Below are 15375 nucleotides of genomic sequence, written 5' to 3' on the forward strand. Positions count from 1 at the left end.
GTCAGCGACCGAGATAGAGCAGCCACGCGGCGGTGACGAGCAGGCTCGCGATCAACACGGCTGCGCCCGTCGCGCCGATGGGCAACACGGTCTCCGCGGCCTCCTGGAGCACGACAGCGTTCATACCCGATGCGTCCGACCGCCCCGGCATAACCGTGGCGATTCCGGCGACCGCGGACGAGTCCGCGCCCTTTTGACCGCACACCCACAATCGCCAGCTATGCGCATCGGTGTCGTGATCAACCCGATCGCCGGACTGGGCGGGCGGGTGGGACTGAAGGGAACGGACGGGAAAGTCGAGGAGGCCCGCGCGCTCGGCGCCGAACCCCGCGCCCCGGACCGGGCCCGACGGGCGCTGGAGGCGTTTGCCCGGCGTGCGCCCGACGCCACCGTCCTCACCTGGGATGCGCCGATGGGGGCCGACGTCGTCCGCGCGGCCGGCCTCGAACCGACGGTGCTCGGGTCGCCCGACGGGAGCGAGACGTCCGCGGCCGACACGCGCGATGCGGTCCGTGCGTTCGTCGACTACGTCCCGCCCCGGGAAGATCGAGACGGGCGAGCAGCGGAGCCCGAAGACGCGGGCGTCGACCTCGTGCTGTTCGTCGGCGGCGACGGAACCGCGGGGGACGTGGCCGACGCCATCGCGGCGGCGGTCTCGGACGCCACCGACGACCGACGGATCCCGATGCTCGGCGTGCCGGCGGGCGTGAAGGTGTACTCGTCGGTGTTCGCGGTCTCACCCGAGGACGCCGGGGAGATCGCGGCCACGTTCACTCGCGTCGAGGAGCGCGAGGTGATGGACATCGACGAGGACCAGTATCGCGAAGGGGAGGTCAACCCGGAGCTCCGCGCCGTCGCGTGGGTGCCCGTCGCGGAGTCGCTCCAGTCGTCGAAACAGACGGGCGGTGGCACCGTCGAGACGCTCGCGGAGGGCGTCGCCGCGGACGTCCGCGAGGGCGTCACGTACGTCCTCGGGCCCGGGAGCACCGTCGGCGCGATCAAGCGCGCGCTCGGGTTCGAGGGCTCGCCGCTGGGTGTGGACGTCTGGCGTGACGGCGAGGTGGTCGTCCACGACGGGACCGAGCAGGAGATCCTCGCGGCGCTCGGGGACGAGAACGTGATCGTCGTCTCGCCGATCGGCGGCCAGGGATTCGTCTTCGGTCGCGGCAACCCACAGCTGTCGCCCGCGGTCGTCCGCCAGTGTGACCTCCGGATCGTCGCCTCCCGGTCGAAACTCGACGACATCGGCGTGCTCAGAGTGGACACGGACGACCCCGAGCTGGACGAGGAGCTCCGGGGGTGGACCCGCGTCCGGATCGGTCGCGTCGAACAGCGGATGATGGAGATCGTCTGAGACAGGGGAGAGGGCAGGCGCACACCGGGGAGACGCGGGGCGGAGGCGGGGTCGGGTGGTCACTCCCGGACAGATCCGTGCCGACGGTGTCCATTTGTGACTATGTGATACTGTCTCGTGAAGATTCGAACGAGAAAATAATGTTGTATAAACTCACGATGGTGAAGATTAAGGTTGTTGAAGGTATACCTGGCGTGTATGGAGACGCGGAAGGTCCAGCGGCTCGGTCCGTCGACGCTAGCGATGACGCTGCCGGCGGAGTGGGCCAAGGAGCACGGTGTCGAGAAGGGAGACGAGGTGTCGTTGCGCATGGGCGGGAAGGGGACGCTGACCGTCCTGCCCGAGTCCGCCAACACGGAGGACTCGAAGGCGGTCATCCGTGCGGACAAACTGAACGCGAACGCGCTCGAACGCGCCATCGTCGCGCAGTACGTCCTCGGGCGGCGCATCATCCACATCGAGAAGAGCGAGGGCGCGCTCGACTCCGAACACATCAACGCCGTCTACAAGGCCGAGACCCAGCTGATGGGACTCGGCGTCATCGAGGAGACCCCCGAGCGGATCGCCATCCGCTGCTCCGTCGACCCCGAGGACTTCACCCTCGACAACCTCCTCGAACGGCTGGAGAACACGGGGAGCACGATGCGCGGGGAGGCGATCAAGGCGCTCGCACACGGGAACCCCGACCTCGCCCAGCGCGCGCTCAACCGCGAGCGGCAGGCGAACAAGATCTTCGTCCTCCTGCTCCGGTTGATCTTCACGGCGTACCAGAACCCGAGTCTGGCGCGCGCCGTGGGGCTCGAAGAGGGCTTCCCCCTGATCGGCTACCGGTCGGTCGCCAAGAACCTCGAACTCACCGCGGACAACGCCGAGGACATCGCCAACATCTGTCTGAACGCCGAGAACCACACGCTCGACGTCGACTCGGCGACGATGCGGCGGATCCGCGAGTTCACCGATCAGGTCGACGAGGTCACCGCGACGGCCGTCCGCGCCGTCGTCGACCGCGACTACGACCTCACCATCGAGGTGCGCGACATGTTTCGCGAACTCAAGGACCGCGAACGCGACATCCTCGACGACCTCCCCGAGATGGAGAACCAGAAGCTGCTGCAGGTGCGCGAGGTGCTCGTCAGCCTCCAGCAGACCGCGCAGTACGCGATGCGAAACGCCGAGATCGCGGCGAACCTCGCGCTCAACGAGGAGTCCGAGCACGTCACGTTGATCTAGACGCCGTGCCGTCGGCCCGTCCGACGGCGGGACAGCCGGGCAGGACGACTCACGCCGTCGTCGCGAGGAACGACGCGAGACTCACGACGACGCCGACCAGCAGGTAGCTCCCGATCCCGACGACCCCGGGACGGAGCAGGTCCGCCACGCGGGCCGTCCGGAGGTCGACTGTCGTCCTGAACGTCGACAGCCGGATGAAGATGACGAGCGCCGGGAGCAGAAACACGAGCGCAGAGAGGACCAGACCGGCCGCGACCGAGACGGCATCGGCGGGGACGGTTCCGGCCGCGGCGTCGAGACCCCGCCACCGGTGGACCCACGCCACGACGCGAAGCGTCGGATACGTCCAGAGCCACGCCACGAGGACGCTGCAGACGAGGTGGTAGACGCCGACCCGCCAGCGCGCCGTGTCGGTGTCGTACACGGGCATGGTCCACGGCGGGACGAGTCCGACGCCCTGCCACCACAACAACGGCAGCGTGAGGATCCCGGAGACGACTCCGATGGGGAGCCAGAGCCGGACGTCCCGGACGGCCAGCAGCAGGAAGTCCGGCCCTTCGAGGACCAGTGCGAACGAGAGGACGACGGCGGTGACGCGCAGGCCGAGGATCGTTCCGCGTCTCATCGTGTCCGTCCCGACGCGCGACCGTTCACGCTCATCCGTTCGAGCAGGAGCGACGGGGATCCGTCCGACGGCCGAAACAGCACGTTCGACGGTGTGTGGTTCGCCCGCCGGCGACGGCCGTCGGCGGTGTCGAATGAACTAAGTACGCAGTCGCGTTCTCGGGACACATGGAATCAACGGTCAGCTCGGACAAAGGAATCGGTTTCGCCGTGGTGCTCTCCCTCCTGACGCTGGTCGGCGCGGCCGTGATGCTGGGCGGTCCCGGACAGGTGGCGAAGGCGTGGGGGTTCGCCCTGGCGATGGTCGCGGCGATGCTGGCGGTCGTGTTCACACAGCTGTACTGGTGACGTCGACGATCGGCTCTCGAAACTGATACCCCACAAGTAACCGTTAAGAACGTCTGCCCCTAACCTTCTACGATGACTGACTACACCGAGGAAGAGCAGCGGATCGTCGCGTACCTGCGAGAGAGTGTCTCGTGCGGTGAGCGATACTTCCGTGCCAAGAACATCGCGGAGGCGATCGGTCTCTCTGCGAAACAGGTCGGTGCCCGCCTCCCCACGCTCGCGGAGAAGTCCGACGAGGTCGAGATCGAGAAGTGGGGTCGCGCGCGGTCGACGACCTGGCGCGTGACGCCGTCGTAAGGCGCTCTCTCCGTCGGTGCGGTTCCCCGATCCGACCCCGTCTTCTCCGGACGATTCCGCGCTTTTTTACCCGCTCCCACAGACGTACACACATGACAGTCCGTGTCCAGCGGACCTTCGAGTTCGACGCTCCGGGCGAGCGGGTCTGGGAGTTCATCTCCGACCCCGGAAAGCGCGCCGAGGCGATCAGCGTCGTCGAACGGTTCGAGGTCGACGAGGCGGGCAAGCGAGCCACCTGGCACATCAACCTCCCCATCCCCGTCATCAACAGGACGGCCGAGGTGGAGACGCGAGACGTCGTCGTCGAACCCCCTCGTTACGTGAAGTTCGTCGGCAAGTCCTCGGTGATGCGCGTCACGGGGGAACACACGATCGAGACGATCGACGAGTCGTCGTGCCGACTGGTCAACGAGTTCGTCGTCGACGGGCGGCTGCCGGGCGTCGAACGGTTCTTCAAGAAGAACCTCGATCGCGAGCTCCGCAACCTCGAACAGGCGCTCCGGCGCGAACTCGAACTCACGGCCTGACCCGCGATGCAGCTCACACTTGCCCAGCTGGAACAGAAGACGGGGGACGTCGAGGGGAACCGCGGCCGTGCCGCCGCGGCCGTCGAGCGCGCGGCGGATCGCGGCGCGGACCTGATCGCGCTCCCGGAGCTCTGGAACGTCGGCTACTTCTCGTTCGAGTCGTACGCGCGGGAGGCCGAGAGCGTCGAGGGTCCCACGCTGTCGGCCCTGAGTGCGCTCGCGGAGCGACACGACGTGGGGCTCCTCGCCGGGAGCATCGTCGAGGACCTCGGCGCGTCGGCTGCGGACGGCGTCGACGTGCCCGCCGACGAGGGGCTCGCCAACACCGCCGTCTTCTTCGACCGCGAGGGACGCCGTCGCGGGATCTACCGCAAACACCACCTGTTCGGCTACGGCTCGGCCGAGACGCGGCTCCTGACCGCCGGCGAGAACCTCCCGACGGTCGACTTCGAGGGGTTCACGCTCGGCTTCACCACGTGTTACGACCTCCGGTTCCCCGAACTCTACCGCGAACTGGCAGAGGCGGGCGTGACGCTCGTGCTCGTCCCGAGCGCGTGGCCCTACCCGCGCGTCGAACACTGGAAGCTCCTCCCACGCACCCGCGCCGTCGAGAACCTCGTCTACGTGGCGACGATCAACGGCGCGGCGGCGTTCGACGAGGCGACGCTTCTGGGGCGGTCGACCGTCTACGACCCCTGGGGGACGCCGCTGGCCAGTACCGGCGACGAACCGTCGCTCGTCACGACCGAGGTGACGCCCGAGCGCGTCGCCGCCGTGCGCGAGGAGTTCCCGGCGTGGCAGGACCGCCGCCGGTGACGGCCGACCGGCCCGGGTCGCCGGGTCCAGCCGCAGTCGGTGGGTTTAACTCGTTGCTCTTCATACGAGTAGTTGCCAACGGACGACGCTTTTCTCGTCGAAGTTGGCATTCAACGAAACACCGCGTCGACACCGCAGTATCGGGGTCTACTGTGGTACTCGTCCCGGACCGCGTGGCGACCCCCTGAGCCCGGCAGGGGTACACCACCACTTCGCGCTCCCGCCACCTCCCGTTTCGATTCGAACGATCAGCGTCGGCTCCGACCACGTCCGCGTGGCGACGTCACGACGGCCGTTTCACGACCAGTACGGGGACGTCGACTGTCCGGAGCACCGTGGATGCGACGCTCCCCAGCATCTGTCGGCGAAGGTTCGACCGGCCGTGTGAACCCATGACGACCAGGTCGATCTCCTGGTCGGTGACGTACTCCTCGATTCCGACGGCAGCACCCCCGAACGATGCAGTCCGGACGACGGCCGTCTCGACGTCCAGCGCGGGTGCCGTCGTCCGGAGTTCGGTCTCGACGCCCTCGACGACCCCCTTCCCGCGTTCCTCGAGTCGATCGACGAACGACTTCTCGAGCCCCCCCGCACTGAACATTCCACCCGCCTCTTGGAGGTCGACGACGTTCAGCACGTGGACGACCGCGTCGTAGCGCTGTGCGAACGCGGCCCCGTGTGGGGTGGCGACACCGGCGTTCTCGCTTCCGTCCGTGGGGAGGAGGATCCGGTCGTAGTCGGGGTCTCCCGCGCTCGCCGACTCGGACGCCTCGTCCGCTCCCGGAACGACGAACACGGGGACGTCGCTCCGGTGGAGTACGTGCTCGGTGACGCCGCCGAGCAGGCGCCTTCCGAGGCCAGTCATCCCCTGTCGTCCGAGGACGATCAGGTCGGCGTCCCGTTCGGCGGCGAACGCACAGATCTCGGCGGCGGGCTTGCCGTCCCTTCGTTCCGTCCGGACGGACTGGTCGCGCTCTGCGGCGAGTTCCGTGATCTCCTCGAGGATCGCATCACTCCGTTCGCGGAGTCGTTCCGTCTCGTCGCCGCCCCTCGCCAGTCGGAGCGCGCTCCGTTCGACGACGGAGAGCACGTCGACCGTGGCGTTGAACGCCGCCGCGAGGGCGAGGCCGCGACTCGCCGCGCGGGTCGCTTCCGGACTCCCGTCGACGGGAATCACCACGTGGGAGTACATCGTGTTCAGGGACCGTTCGACCGACGGCCTCTTCACGCTTTGCTATATCTGACCGTCCGACCGCCGACGACGCTGTCGGGACCTGGGACACACCGGGACGGCCGGTCGTGCTCGACGTATCGAAACCTGCCAGTCGTGCTCGACGTATCGAAACCTGCCGCCCGCGGCGGTCCTCGACGTCGACGCCGCGAACGTCCCTCACCCGGAAACCGAACGCTCAGTCGTCCTTCGTCTTGATGTCGGCCGACAGCCCCTGTGCCATCTGGATGTCCTTCGAGTTGTTGAGCGTCCACGCCGTGCGCTCGGTGACGGCCTCGATGACCTCTCTCGCGCTCGGGTAGCCGTTGCCCGACTTCTTCACGCCGCCGAACGGGAGCTGGACCTCGGCCCCGATGCAGGGGAGGTTGCCGTAGGCGAGGCCGACTTCGGCGTTGTCGCGGTAGTAGTTGATCTGGCGGTAGTCCTCGGAGATGACCGCGCCGGCGAGCCCGTAGTCGGTGTCGTTGTGGATCTCGACCGCCTCGGCGATGTCACCAGAATACTTCAGCAGGGCGACGTGCGGGCCGAACACTTCCTCGTGCGTACACCGGAGGTCCTCGTAGGCGTCGGCCTCGTAGACGAACGGGCCGACCCAGTGGCCCTCGGCGTGGCCGTCGGGGATCTCGTCGGGAGCGAGCTCGGTCCGGTCGACGAGGACGTTCACGTCCTCTCTCTTCGCGAGATCGTTGTACCGGGTGACCTTGTCGACGTGAGCGGCCTCGATGAGCGGGCCCATGAACGTGTCCTCGTCGAGCGGGTCGCCGACGGCGACGTTCTCGGCGACCTCGACGAAGCGCTCTTTGAACTCGTCGTACACCGCCTCGTGGACGATGAGCCGCTCGGAGGACACACAGCGCTGGCCGGTGGTCTTGAACGAACTCATCACCGCGGAGTGGACCGCGACGTCGAGGTCGGCCTCCTCGGTGACGACGATGCCGTTCTTCCCACCCATCTCACACGCCGCGAGTTTGCCGGGCTCGCCGCCGACCTTCGAGGCGATCTCGTGGCCGACTTCGGCGCTTCCGGTGAACAGCACGGTGTCGACGCGGGGGTCGTCGACGATTTCGGCTCCGGCGTCGCCGAACCCCTGGACCATGTTGAAGACGCCGTCGGGGATCCCGGTGTCGTCGAACATCTCGGCGATGATCTGCGCGCACCACGGGGTCTGCTCGGCGGGCTTCCACACCACGGTGTTCCCCTCGACGAGCGAGACGGCCATGTGCCAGAAGGGGATCGCCACGGGGAAGTTCCACGGGGTGATGCAGCCGACGACGCCCCGGGGTTTCCGCCGCATGTAGGCGTCCTTGCTCGGGATCTCCGAGGGGACGACGTCACCCTTCGGGTGGCGCGCGTCGCCGGCGGCCCACTCGACCATGTGCCACGCCTCGATGACGTCTGCCTTCCCTTCGGAGATCTCCTTGCCGCACTCCTTCGTGACGACTTCGCCCAGTTCGTCGGTCCGGTCGCGGAGTTCGTGGTAGATCTCCCAGAGGTACTCCGCGCGGTCGATGTGCGACAGCGCCCGCCACTCCTCGAACGTCTCGTCCGCGGCGGCGAGCGCGGTGTCGACGTCCGCCTCCGTGCCGCGTCTGAACGTCGCGAGCGGCTCGCCCGTCGCGGGGTTCTCGCTCTCGAATGTCTCGGTTCCCGTCCCCTCGACCCACTCGCCGTCGATGTAGTGTCTGTAGACGTCGTCTGATGCCATGAGTGTAGGTGATGCGCGTCCCGGATTAATATACGCAACCGTCCATGGAAGGGTCGGCGCGGTCGTCGTGCCGCGGGCACCATCCCGCGCGGCACGTCGCCCCGCTTACACCGCGCGCTCATATGGTAAACGTAAACATACCTGACTCGCAACGGCGTGTATGAGCAGCGAAACGGTCGGTGGTGGAACGCGGCTAACCCTCGATCTCTGGCATCCGAACTGCTGGGCGCTGGAGGCGACGTCGGAACATCCCGGTGGCATCCTCGCCCACGCGATCTACGACGCGCCGGCTGCGGCGGGGAGCACGGTCAACGGCCTGTTCACGGTCTACGGCGATTCGAGCAACGAGGTCGAGACGCTGCTCGACCACATCCGCGACTCGCGGCTCACGGGCGACGTGCAGGAGCTCAAGGCACGCTTCGGCCAGCCCGGACGCAGTATCTCGCCGGGCAACGCCGCCCGCGAGTTCTTCCTGGAGTACGACCCAGGCGACATGATCTGTCCGAAGCTCGTCCGCCAGGGGTTCGTCCACAGTGCCCCCTGCCGGATCGAGGGGGGCCGCGAGTACTGGCAGGTCGTCTACGCGGGCGAACGCGAACGGATCGAACCCAAACTCGACGTGATCCGCGAGGAGCAGGCGGCCGACATCGACGTCGCCCGGATCGCCACCTCGGGCTCGGCGGAGTCCGAGCGGGAGCGCCGCCTCGACACGCTCACCCCGAGCCAGCGCGACGTGTTCGACCTCGCCCGGGACCGCGGCTACTACGAGTGGCCCCGCGGCGTCTCCACCCGCGACCTCGCCGACGAACTCGACGTCTCGAAGACGACCCTGCTCGAACACCTCCGCAAGGCCGAGGCGAAACTGCTGGACCCGTGACCGGCGTCTTCTCCGGTCACGTCCGGGATTCGTCGGAGCGTTCGAGGAGTTCGACGTCTCTCGGTGGCCCGATCGCAGGGACTCGATCCTCTCGGTCGAGATAGCTCCACCGTGATGCCGGTCGTCACGCTGCTGCGAACGGGCGTGGGTCGGTCACCTCGACATCCACGCCAGCGCGTGGATACCACAGCCGTGGGACGACCTGCAGAGGGAGTCTGGTGGGTCTCGACGACGTCGACCGGCCGGCCGCGCCTCTTCTAGTTCCCGACGACGGCCCGCAACGCGAACAGCGCGTTCTCCTTGCGTTCGCGGATGCGCCGGTAGAAGTACGAGAACCACTTGCTGCCGTACGGGATGTACTGCCACACCTCGTACTCCTCGGCGAGCTCGAACTGTGCGTCCTCGCGGACGCCCATGAGCATCTGCACCTCGAAGTCGGTTCCGTGTTCGTCGTGGAGCTCTCTCGCGACGTCGATCATCGCCGGGTCGTGGCTGCCGACCGCGACACCGCCCTCGAACTCGCGGAACATGAGTTCGAGATACTCCCTGTACATCCGGTCGACCTCGCTCTTCTTCTTGTACGCGATCTCCTTCGGTTCGTCGTACGCGCCCTTGACGAGCCTGACTTTCCCCGGGAGAGGTGCGAGTCGCTGCAGGTCCTCGCCCGTTCGCTTGAGGTTCGCCTGCGTGCAGACGCCGACCATCCCGTCGGTCTCGCGTGCGAGTCGCTCGTAGGCGTCGAGCGTCACGTCGGTCGTCGTGTGGTCCTCCATGTCGATCCAGACGAACACCTCTCGCGCCGCGGCGTGGTCGACGATGCGGTCGAGGTTCTCAACGAACACGTCGTCGCCGACGTCGAGCCCGATCTGCGACGGTTTCACCGAGATGCAGGCGTCGACGTCCGACTCGTGGATGTCGTCGACCAGATCGACGTACGCGTCGGCGTCCTCGTCGGCGGGCGGGCGCTCCTGGTAGTGCTCCCCGAGGAGGTTGAGGATGCCCTTCACGTCCCCGTCGTTCAGGTCGCGAACGTGGTCGAGGGCTTCGGCCGGACCCTCCCCGGCGACGAAGTTGCTGGCGATCGGCGGGATCATACTTCTCACTACCGTCCCTGCCGTCTAAAGGTGGGCACCTACCATATTCTGCAGTACTATACCGGTCGAAAGAATAGAATTTGACGAACGGTTCGGTCGGACCACTCGACTGACGTCGCCTATCCCTACCATGGACGGTTTCATCTATAAGCCCGGGCTGTGGATAGCCCGTGATAGTTCGCTATGAAACCGATTCGCACGCGGAACTGGACGCGCAGGGACCTCGTCAAACTCTCCGGCCTCGTTGGCCTCACCAGCCTCGCCGGTTGTGCAGGAACCACCGAGGACGGGGGAAGCGACGGCAGCGGGGACGGTAGCAGCGATGGGAGCAGTGGGGACGGTGGCAGCGACGGCGGCTCCAACGACGGTAGTTCGGAGGAGACTGAAACCGAGACCGAGACCGAGAGCGGGGGTTCGGAGAGTGGGCCCTACACCATCGGGATGGTCAACTCGCTGACGGGGTCGCTGTCTGCGTTCGGTGAACGCAACCAGCGCGGGAAGGACCTCGCGCTGGAGGCGGTCAACGCCGTCGGCATCGACGGCCGGGAACTGGCCATCACCGTCGAGGACTCGGAGAGCCAGCCACAGGGTGGTGTCTCTGCGGCCCAGAAGCTGGTCAACCAGGACGGGGTCCCGTTCCTCATCGGCGCGGTGGGTTCGGGCGTCTCGCTGGCCATCTACGAGTCCGTCGTTCAGGGGACCGACGTGGTCCAGCTGAGCCAGAACTCCACGGGGCTGAGCCTGACGGACTTCCCCGGCCTGCTGCGGATGTCGCCGACCGGGCGCACCCAGTCCACCGCCCTGTCGAACATCATCTCCGACGACGGCTACGACTCGGTCGCGCTCACGTACGTCAACAACGACTACGGACAGAGCCTGGCCGACGCCTTCGTCAACGCGTGGGACGGTGAGATCGCCTACAACAGCCCCCACGACCAGGAACAGCAGTCGTACTCCAGTGTGGTCTCCGAGATGAACAGCGCCGGCGCCGACGCGTGGCTGTTCATCACCTATCAGGCGGAGTTCGCGACGATGGTCAACGAGGCGTACTCGTCCGGCTACGAGGCCCAGTTCTACGGGGCCGACTCCGTCTCGGGCGACAACGTCCTCGAGAACACGCCGGAGGGCAGCATCGACGGGATGAAGATCGTCGTGCCCTCGGCACCCGTCGAGGAAGAGAACTACCAGCAGTTCGCCGCGGAGTTCGAGGAGGCCTACGGTGAGCAGCCGACCTCGTGGTCGGCCTACGCCTACGACTGCGTCATCAACGCGGCACTGGCCATCCAGGCCGCCGACGAGTTCACCGGTGCGGCGCTTCAGGAGACGGTCCGCGAGGTATCGCGGCCAGAGGGTGAACAGGTCACCTCGTTCGAGGCTGCCAGTCAGATTCTGGCCGACGGCGGCGGTCCGAGCGACGTCGACTACCAGGGGGTCAGTGGCCCCATCGACTTCAACGAAGCCGGCGACCCCGTTGGCTTCCTGCAGATTCAGACGGTCCAAGACCACGGGTACGTCGGCACCGGCTTCATCGAGTCCTGACCGGGCCATGGTACTCGACTACCTCGCAAGCGGTCTCGTGTTCAGCAGCATCATCGTCCTGGGGAGCATCGGGCTCTCGCTGATATACAGCATCGCGAACTTCGCGAACTTCGCCCACGGCGACACGATGACCGTCGGCGCCTACGCCGCGCTCGTCACGTTCGGGGCCACCGGGGGCCTCGGCGCTGGCCTCCTCGGCCTGCCAGTCGGGTTCTTCGTTGCGCTGGTGGTCGGTATCGTCGCGGCGGCCGTCGTGGCCGTCCTCACGGAGAAGGTGGTCTACGACGGCATGGACACCGGCTCGATCGAGCTGCTCATCACGTCCATCGGAATCGCGTTCATCTACCGGGCCATCATCCGGATGGGCTTCGGCGCGGACTTCACGCGCTACGATGTCCAGACGCTGCGCCCCATCGAGACGCTGTTGCCCTACGGCATCCGCGTCACGCAACACGACGTGGCCATCGTCCTCTCGGCGTTCGTCCTCGTTGGGGGCCTGCACACGCTGCTCCAGTACAGCGACCTCGGGCGCAAGATGCGGGCGATGGCCGACAACCCCGACCTCGCGCGCGTCAGCGGCATTCGGACCGACCGGGTGAAGCTCTGGACGTGGATCATCGGTGCCGGTCTCGCCGGCTCGGGCGGGGTGTTCCTGGGGCTGTACAACCAGCTCTCGCCGCGCATGGGGTTCAACCTGCTCCTGCTCATCTTCGCCGCCGTCATCCTCGGCGGCATCGGTTCGGTCTACGGGGCGATGCTCGGCGGCTTCCTCATCGGGATGATAAACCAGTTGACGCCCGTACTCGGGCAACTGGGCGAACTCCTGCCGCTCGTCCCGGACACGTTCGCCATCCCCATCGGCATCGAGTACGCGAACGCCATCGCGTTCGTCATCATGGTCGCGGTCCTGCTCGTCAGGCCGCGCGGTATCGCCGGGGAGGGAGCCTGAGATGGGGGTACTCAGCGACCCACGGGGGTACTGGGGAGACCTCACGACCCCCGAACGCGGGGTCGTCGGCGCCATCACCGCCTTCGCCGGTCTCCTCGTGCTCGGCCTGCTCACCGGGGTGCTCGCACCGGCGTACTTCCTCTACCTCGTCGGCCTCGCGGGGATGTACGCGCTACTCTCGTTCGGGCTGAACTCCCAGTGGGGGTTCACCGGACTCATCAACTTCAGCGTGGCCGCCTTCTTCGGCCTCGGTGCATACGGCACCGCGCTGATGAGCGCCAGTTCGTCGCCGATTGCCGGGCAGTTCCTGCCCATCTTCGGGTTGGTCGCCGCGCTGGTGCTGGCCGCGGTACTGGCCGTCGCCATCGGCATCCCGACCCTGCGCCTGCGCGCGGACTACCTCGCAATCGCCTCGCTCGGCCTCGCCGAAGTGGTCCGACTGATCGTCCTCAACGAACGCGAGCTGACGAACGGGAGCGCCGGTGTCCGTGGCATCCCGACGTTCTTCGAGGGGTGGCCGGTGCTCGAAACCCTGCCACAGCAACTGCCGGGTATCTTCATCCAGCCGCTCCCCGGGACGCGACTCGTCTTCGAGGAGCCGTTCTGGAGCGCGCTGTTGAACGTGGCGGTCGTCGTCACGTTCGTCGCCGGGAGTTACGCCATCCTCCGGCGGGCACATCGCTCGCCGTGGGGGCGCGTCCTCCGAACCATCCGGGGGGACGAGGACCTCGCGCGTGCACTCGGCAAGCACACCTACGGGTTCAAGATGCAGTCGTTCGTCCTCGGGAGCCTCATCATGGCGCTCGCGGGGGTGTTCTACGCGCACCTGAACCTCTACGTCAGCCCGAGCGACCTCGATCCAGTGACCACGTTCTACGTCTGGGTCGCCGTCATCCTCGGCGGCAGCGGATCGAACCGCGGTGCGCTGTTCGGCGGTATCGTCATCGTCACCATCCGTGAGGGGACGCGCTTCCTCAACGGCTTCGAGTGGATCCCGGTCGACGTGGCGCCGCTACGCATTCTCCTGATCGGTGTCCTCATCGTGGTACTGATGCGCTACCGACCGCAGGGAATCCTCCCGCCGCAGCGGGAACTCATCTGGCCGAGCGTCGTCGACGAGGCACCCGACCAGCCGACGTCAGGCGTCCGCGAAGCCAGGACGGGAGGGAACGATGACTGACGCCGACACGACGGTCGCCGGCGACCGTGAGGAGGAGACGACGGGGACCGTTCGGTCCGACAAAGACGGTGGCCGCGACCTCGTCCTCGAGGTCGACGGCCTCCGGAAGTCCTTCGGGGCGCTGACCGCGACCGACGACGCCTCGTTCTCGGTCGAACGCGGTACCATCACGGGTCTCATCGGCCCGAACGGTGCCGGGAAGTCGACCCTGTTCAACCTCGTCTCGGGCTTTTACAAGCCCGACGCCGGGTCGGTCACGGTCAACGGCGTCGACGTGACCGGGATCGAGCCCTACGAGGTCGCCGACTACGGCCTCATCCGGACGTTCCAGACCCCGCGCAAACTCGAGGGGATGACCGTTCGGGAGGCGATGCTCGTCGGCCCGCGCAACCAGCCCGGCGAGTCCTTCCGGAACCTGTTTCTCAACCCGAGCGCGGTCGAGGAACGCGAACGGGCGAACCTCGAGCGGGCAGAACGCATCCTCGAGGAGTTCGAGATCGACCACCTCGCGACCCAGCCGGCGACCAAGATATCGGGCGGCCAGATGAAACTGGTCGAACTCGCGCGTGCGATGCTGGCCGAACCGGAACTGCTCCTGCTCGACGAACCCGCCGCCGGGGTGAACCCGACGCTGCGGAACAAGCTCGCCGAGCAGATTCGCCGCCTCAACGAACAGGGCACCACGTTCCTGCTCATCGAACACGACATGGACTTCGTGATGAAACTCGCCGACCCGGTCATCGTCCTCGACCAGGGCAGCGTCCTGATGGAGGGAACACCGGCACAGGTCCAGAGCGACGAACGTGTCATCGACGCCTACCTCGGAGGGAGCCCGTGAGCGACCACGTCCTCGAGCTGACGGACGTCGACAGCGGCTACGGCGAAGTGCAGGTGCTCGACGACCTCACGTTACACCTCGACGCCGGTGAGATCGTCTGTCTCATCGGTCCGAACGGGGCCGGCAAGTCGACCGTGCTGAAGACCGCCTTCGGGATGCTGACGCCGTGGACCGGGTCGGTCACCTACCACGGTGACGAAATCGGCGGGATGGCCCCCGAGGACATCGTCCGCGAGGGCATCGGCTTCGTCCCACAGACCGACAACGTGTTCGGATCGCTGACCATCGACGAGAACCTCCGGATGGGCGGGGTCGCCCGGTCGTCGGGACTCGACGACGTCATCGGCCGCCTCTACGAGCGATTCCCACTCCTCGACGAGAAGCGGGCGGCGAAGGCCCGTACGCTCTCGGGGGGACAGCGGCAGGTGCTCGCGTTCGCCCGTGCCCTGGTGATGGAGCCCGACGTGTTGCTCATCGACGAGCCGTCCGCCGGGCTGGCACCCAACACGGCCGACGAGGTATTCGGCCACGTGACCGCCGTCAACGAACTCGACACGGCGATCCTCATGGTCGAACAGAACGCGAAGAAAGGGCTCGGCATCTCCGACCGGGGGTACGTCCTCGACCAGGGGACCGTCGCCTACGAGGACGAGGCCGGACAGCTGCTCGACAACCCCGAAGTCTCCAGGCTGTACCTCGGCGGCTGACCGTCCCTCCGACCGGACGGTCCGGCCACGCGTCCGCCGGCGTCACGACTCGTTCCGCG

At 67.1% G+C, this 15375-nt stretch carries 17 protein-coding genes; 12 read left to right on the forward strand and 5 right to left on the reverse strand.

The window, feature by feature from the left end:
- Window position 1 precedes the first annotated feature (1 nt).
- Window positions 2-124 carry a hypothetical protein gene (locus FZP69_RS23255; RefSeq protein WP_275689356.1) on the reverse strand — a complete coding sequence of 41 codons (123 nt, stop codon included), beginning with the start codon at window positions 122-124 and terminating at the stop codon, window positions 2-4.
- Between the two features lie 96 nt (window positions 125-220).
- Here FZP69_RS23255 and FZP69_RS11490 point away from each other — a divergent pair, with 96 nt between their 5' ends.
- Both FZP69_RS11490 and FZP69_RS11495 read left to right on the forward strand, forming a co-directional pair.
- Window positions 221-1354 carry an ATP-NAD kinase family protein gene (locus tag FZP69_RS11490; protein WP_152041430.1) on the forward strand — a complete coding sequence of 378 codons (1134 nt, stop codon included), beginning with the start codon at window positions 221-223 and terminating at the stop codon, window positions 1352-1354.
- 198 nt (window positions 1355-1552) lie between these two features.
- The gene (locus tag FZP69_RS11495; protein WP_152041431.1) at window positions 1553-2584 is read left to right on the forward strand and encodes a phosphate signaling complex PhoU family protein; all 1032 of its coding nucleotides are present in this window, start codon (window positions 1553-1555) and stop codon (window positions 2582-2584) included.
- 49 nt (window positions 2585-2633) lie between these two features.
- Here the strand turns inward: FZP69_RS11495 and FZP69_RS11500 are convergent, their stop codons facing one another.
- Window positions 2634-3209 (reverse strand): hypothetical protein, encoded by a 576-nt coding sequence (locus FZP69_RS11500; protein WP_152041432.1) that lies wholly within the window; start codon window positions 3207-3209, stop codon window positions 2634-2636.
- A 167-nt stretch (window positions 3210-3376) separates the two neighbouring features.
- Here FZP69_RS11500 and FZP69_RS11505 point away from each other — a divergent pair, with 167 nt between their 5' ends.
- The 4 genes from FZP69_RS11505 to FZP69_RS11520 all read left to right on the forward strand — a co-directional run bounded on the left by FZP69_RS11505 (window position 3377) and on the right by FZP69_RS11520 (window position 5196).
- Entirely contained in the window at window positions 3377-3556 is a 180-nt protein-coding gene (locus FZP69_RS11505; RefSeq protein WP_152041433.1) for a DUF7525 family protein, read from the forward strand.
- 72 nt (window positions 3557-3628) lie between these two features.
- Window positions 3629-3853 (forward strand): DUF7123 family protein, encoded by a 225-nt coding sequence (locus FZP69_RS11510; protein WP_152041434.1) that lies wholly within the window; start codon window positions 3629-3631, stop codon window positions 3851-3853.
- 92 nt (window positions 3854-3945) lie between these two features.
- Complete coding sequence (locus tag FZP69_RS11515) at window positions 3946-4380, forward strand: SRPBCC family protein (protein WP_152041435.1); 435 nt, start codon at window positions 3946-3948, stop codon at window positions 4378-4380.
- Between the two features lie 6 nt (window positions 4381-4386).
- Complete coding sequence (locus FZP69_RS11520; protein WP_152041436.1) at window positions 4387-5196, forward strand: nitrilase-related carbon-nitrogen hydrolase; 810 nt, start codon at window positions 4387-4389, stop codon at window positions 5194-5196.
- Between the two features lie 283 nt (window positions 5197-5479).
- On the opposite strand, the gene FZP69_RS11525 is transcribed toward FZP69_RS11520, so the two are convergent.
- Complete coding sequence (locus FZP69_RS11525) at window positions 5480-6388, reverse strand: universal stress protein (protein ID WP_152041437.1); 909 nt, start codon at window positions 6386-6388, stop codon at window positions 5480-5482.
- Window positions 6389-6605: 217 nt separating this feature from the next.
- Entirely contained in the window at window positions 6606-8132 is a 1527-nt protein-coding gene (locus FZP69_RS11530) for an aldehyde dehydrogenase family protein (protein ID WP_152041438.1), read from the reverse strand.
- Window positions 8133-8292: 160 nt separating this feature from the next.
- On the opposite strand from FZP69_RS11530, the gene FZP69_RS11535 reads away from it, so the two are divergent.
- Window positions 8293-9009, forward strand: coding sequence for a helix-turn-helix domain-containing protein (locus tag FZP69_RS11535; RefSeq protein ID WP_152041439.1), 717 nt, complete (start codon window positions 8293-8295; stop codon window positions 9007-9009).
- A 257-nt stretch (window positions 9010-9266) separates the two neighbouring features.
- On the opposite strand, the gene FZP69_RS11540 is transcribed toward FZP69_RS11535, so the two are convergent.
- Complete coding sequence (locus FZP69_RS11540; RefSeq protein ID WP_152041440.1) at window positions 9267-10103, reverse strand: proline dehydrogenase family protein; 837 nt, start codon at window positions 10101-10103, stop codon at window positions 9267-9269.
- A 183-nt stretch (window positions 10104-10286) separates the two neighbouring features.
- On the opposite strand from FZP69_RS11540, the gene FZP69_RS11545 reads away from it, so the two are divergent.
- The 5 genes from FZP69_RS11545 to FZP69_RS11565 are packed head-to-tail and all read left to right on the forward strand — an operon-like array spanning window position 10287 to window position 15316.
- Window positions 10287-11642 (forward strand): ABC transporter substrate-binding protein, encoded by a 1356-nt coding sequence (locus FZP69_RS11545; RefSeq protein ID WP_152041441.1) that lies wholly within the window; start codon window positions 10287-10289, stop codon window positions 11640-11642.
- A gap of 7 nt (window positions 11643-11649) precedes the next feature.
- A complete protein-coding gene (locus FZP69_RS11550) occupies window positions 11650-12591 on the forward strand; it encodes a branched-chain amino acid ABC transporter permease (RefSeq protein ID WP_152041442.1) in 942 nt (313 codons plus the stop codon).
- Window position 12592: 1 nt separating this feature from the next.
- Entirely contained in the window at window positions 12593-13771 is a 1179-nt protein-coding gene (locus FZP69_RS11555) for a branched-chain amino acid ABC transporter permease (RefSeq protein WP_152041443.1), read from the forward strand.
- The gene (locus FZP69_RS11560; RefSeq protein WP_152041444.1) at window positions 13764-14609 is read left to right on the forward strand and encodes an ABC transporter ATP-binding protein; all 846 of its coding nucleotides are present in this window, start codon (window positions 13764-13766) and stop codon (window positions 14607-14609) included. Before FZP69_RS11555 ends, FZP69_RS11560 begins: the two co-directional genes overlap by 8 nt.
- Entirely contained in the window at window positions 14606-15316 is a 711-nt protein-coding gene (locus tag FZP69_RS11565; RefSeq protein ID WP_152041445.1) for an ABC transporter ATP-binding protein, read from the forward strand. The genes FZP69_RS11560 and FZP69_RS11565 overlap by 4 nt, the downstream gene beginning before the upstream one ends.
- Window positions 15317-15375: the final 59 nt, after the last annotated feature.

The organism is Salinigranum salinum (assembly GCF_009176545.1).
GTDB lineage: Archaea > Halobacteriota > Halobacteria > Halobacteriales > Haloferacaceae > Salinigranum > Salinigranum salinum.

What these genes read in the sequence shown, in the direction of transcription:
- FZP69_RS23255 (WP_275689356.1), bottom strand. Translation starts at nt 124, where the DNA reads ATGAACGCTGTCGTGCTCCAGGAGGCCGCGGAGACCGTGTTGCCCATC.
- FZP69_RS11490 (WP_152041430.1), top strand. Translation starts at nt 221, where the DNA reads ATGCGCATCGGTGTCGTGATCAACCCGATCGCCGGACTGGGCGGGCGG.
- FZP69_RS11495 (WP_152041431.1), top strand. Translation starts at nt 1,553, where the DNA reads ATGGAGACGCGGAAGGTCCAGCGGCTCGGTCCGTCGACGCTAGCGATG.
- FZP69_RS11500 (WP_152041432.1), bottom strand. Translation starts at nt 3,209, where the DNA reads ATGAGACGCGGAACGATCCTCGGCCTGCGCGTCACCGCCGTCGTCCTC.
- FZP69_RS11505 (WP_152041433.1), top strand. Translation starts at nt 3,377, where the DNA reads ATGGAATCAACGGTCAGCTCGGACAAAGGAATCGGTTTCGCCGTGGTG.
- FZP69_RS11510 (WP_152041434.1), top strand. Translation starts at nt 3,629, where the DNA reads ATGACTGACTACACCGAGGAAGAGCAGCGGATCGTCGCGTACCTGCGA.
- FZP69_RS11515 (WP_152041435.1), top strand. Translation starts at nt 3,946, where the DNA reads ATGACAGTCCGTGTCCAGCGGACCTTCGAGTTCGACGCTCCGGGCGAG.
- FZP69_RS11520 (WP_152041436.1), top strand. Translation starts at nt 4,387, where the DNA reads ATGCAGCTCACACTTGCCCAGCTGGAACAGAAGACGGGGGACGTCGAG.
- FZP69_RS11525 (WP_152041437.1), bottom strand. Translation starts at nt 6,388, where the DNA reads ATGTACTCCCACGTGGTGATTCCCGTCGACGGGAGTCCGGAAGCGACC.
- FZP69_RS11530 (WP_152041438.1), bottom strand. Translation starts at nt 8,132, where the DNA reads ATGGCATCAGACGACGTCTACAGACACTACATCGACGGCGAGTGGGTC.
- FZP69_RS11535 (WP_152041439.1), top strand. Translation starts at nt 8,293, where the DNA reads ATGAGCAGCGAAACGGTCGGTGGTGGAACGCGGCTAACCCTCGATCTC.
- FZP69_RS11540 (WP_152041440.1), bottom strand. Translation starts at nt 10,103, where the DNA reads ATGATCCCGCCGATCGCCAGCAACTTCGTCGCCGGGGAGGGTCCGGCC.
- FZP69_RS11545 (WP_152041441.1), top strand. Translation starts at nt 10,287, where the DNA reads ATGAAACCGATTCGCACGCGGAACTGGACGCGCAGGGACCTCGTCAAA.
- FZP69_RS11550 (WP_152041442.1), top strand. Translation starts at nt 11,650, where the DNA reads ATGGTACTCGACTACCTCGCAAGCGGTCTCGTGTTCAGCAGCATCATC.
- FZP69_RS11555 (WP_152041443.1), top strand. Translation starts at nt 12,593, where the DNA reads ATGGGGGTACTCAGCGACCCACGGGGGTACTGGGGAGACCTCACGACC.
- FZP69_RS11560 (WP_152041444.1), top strand. Translation starts at nt 13,764, where the DNA reads ATGACTGACGCCGACACGACGGTCGCCGGCGACCGTGAGGAGGAGACG.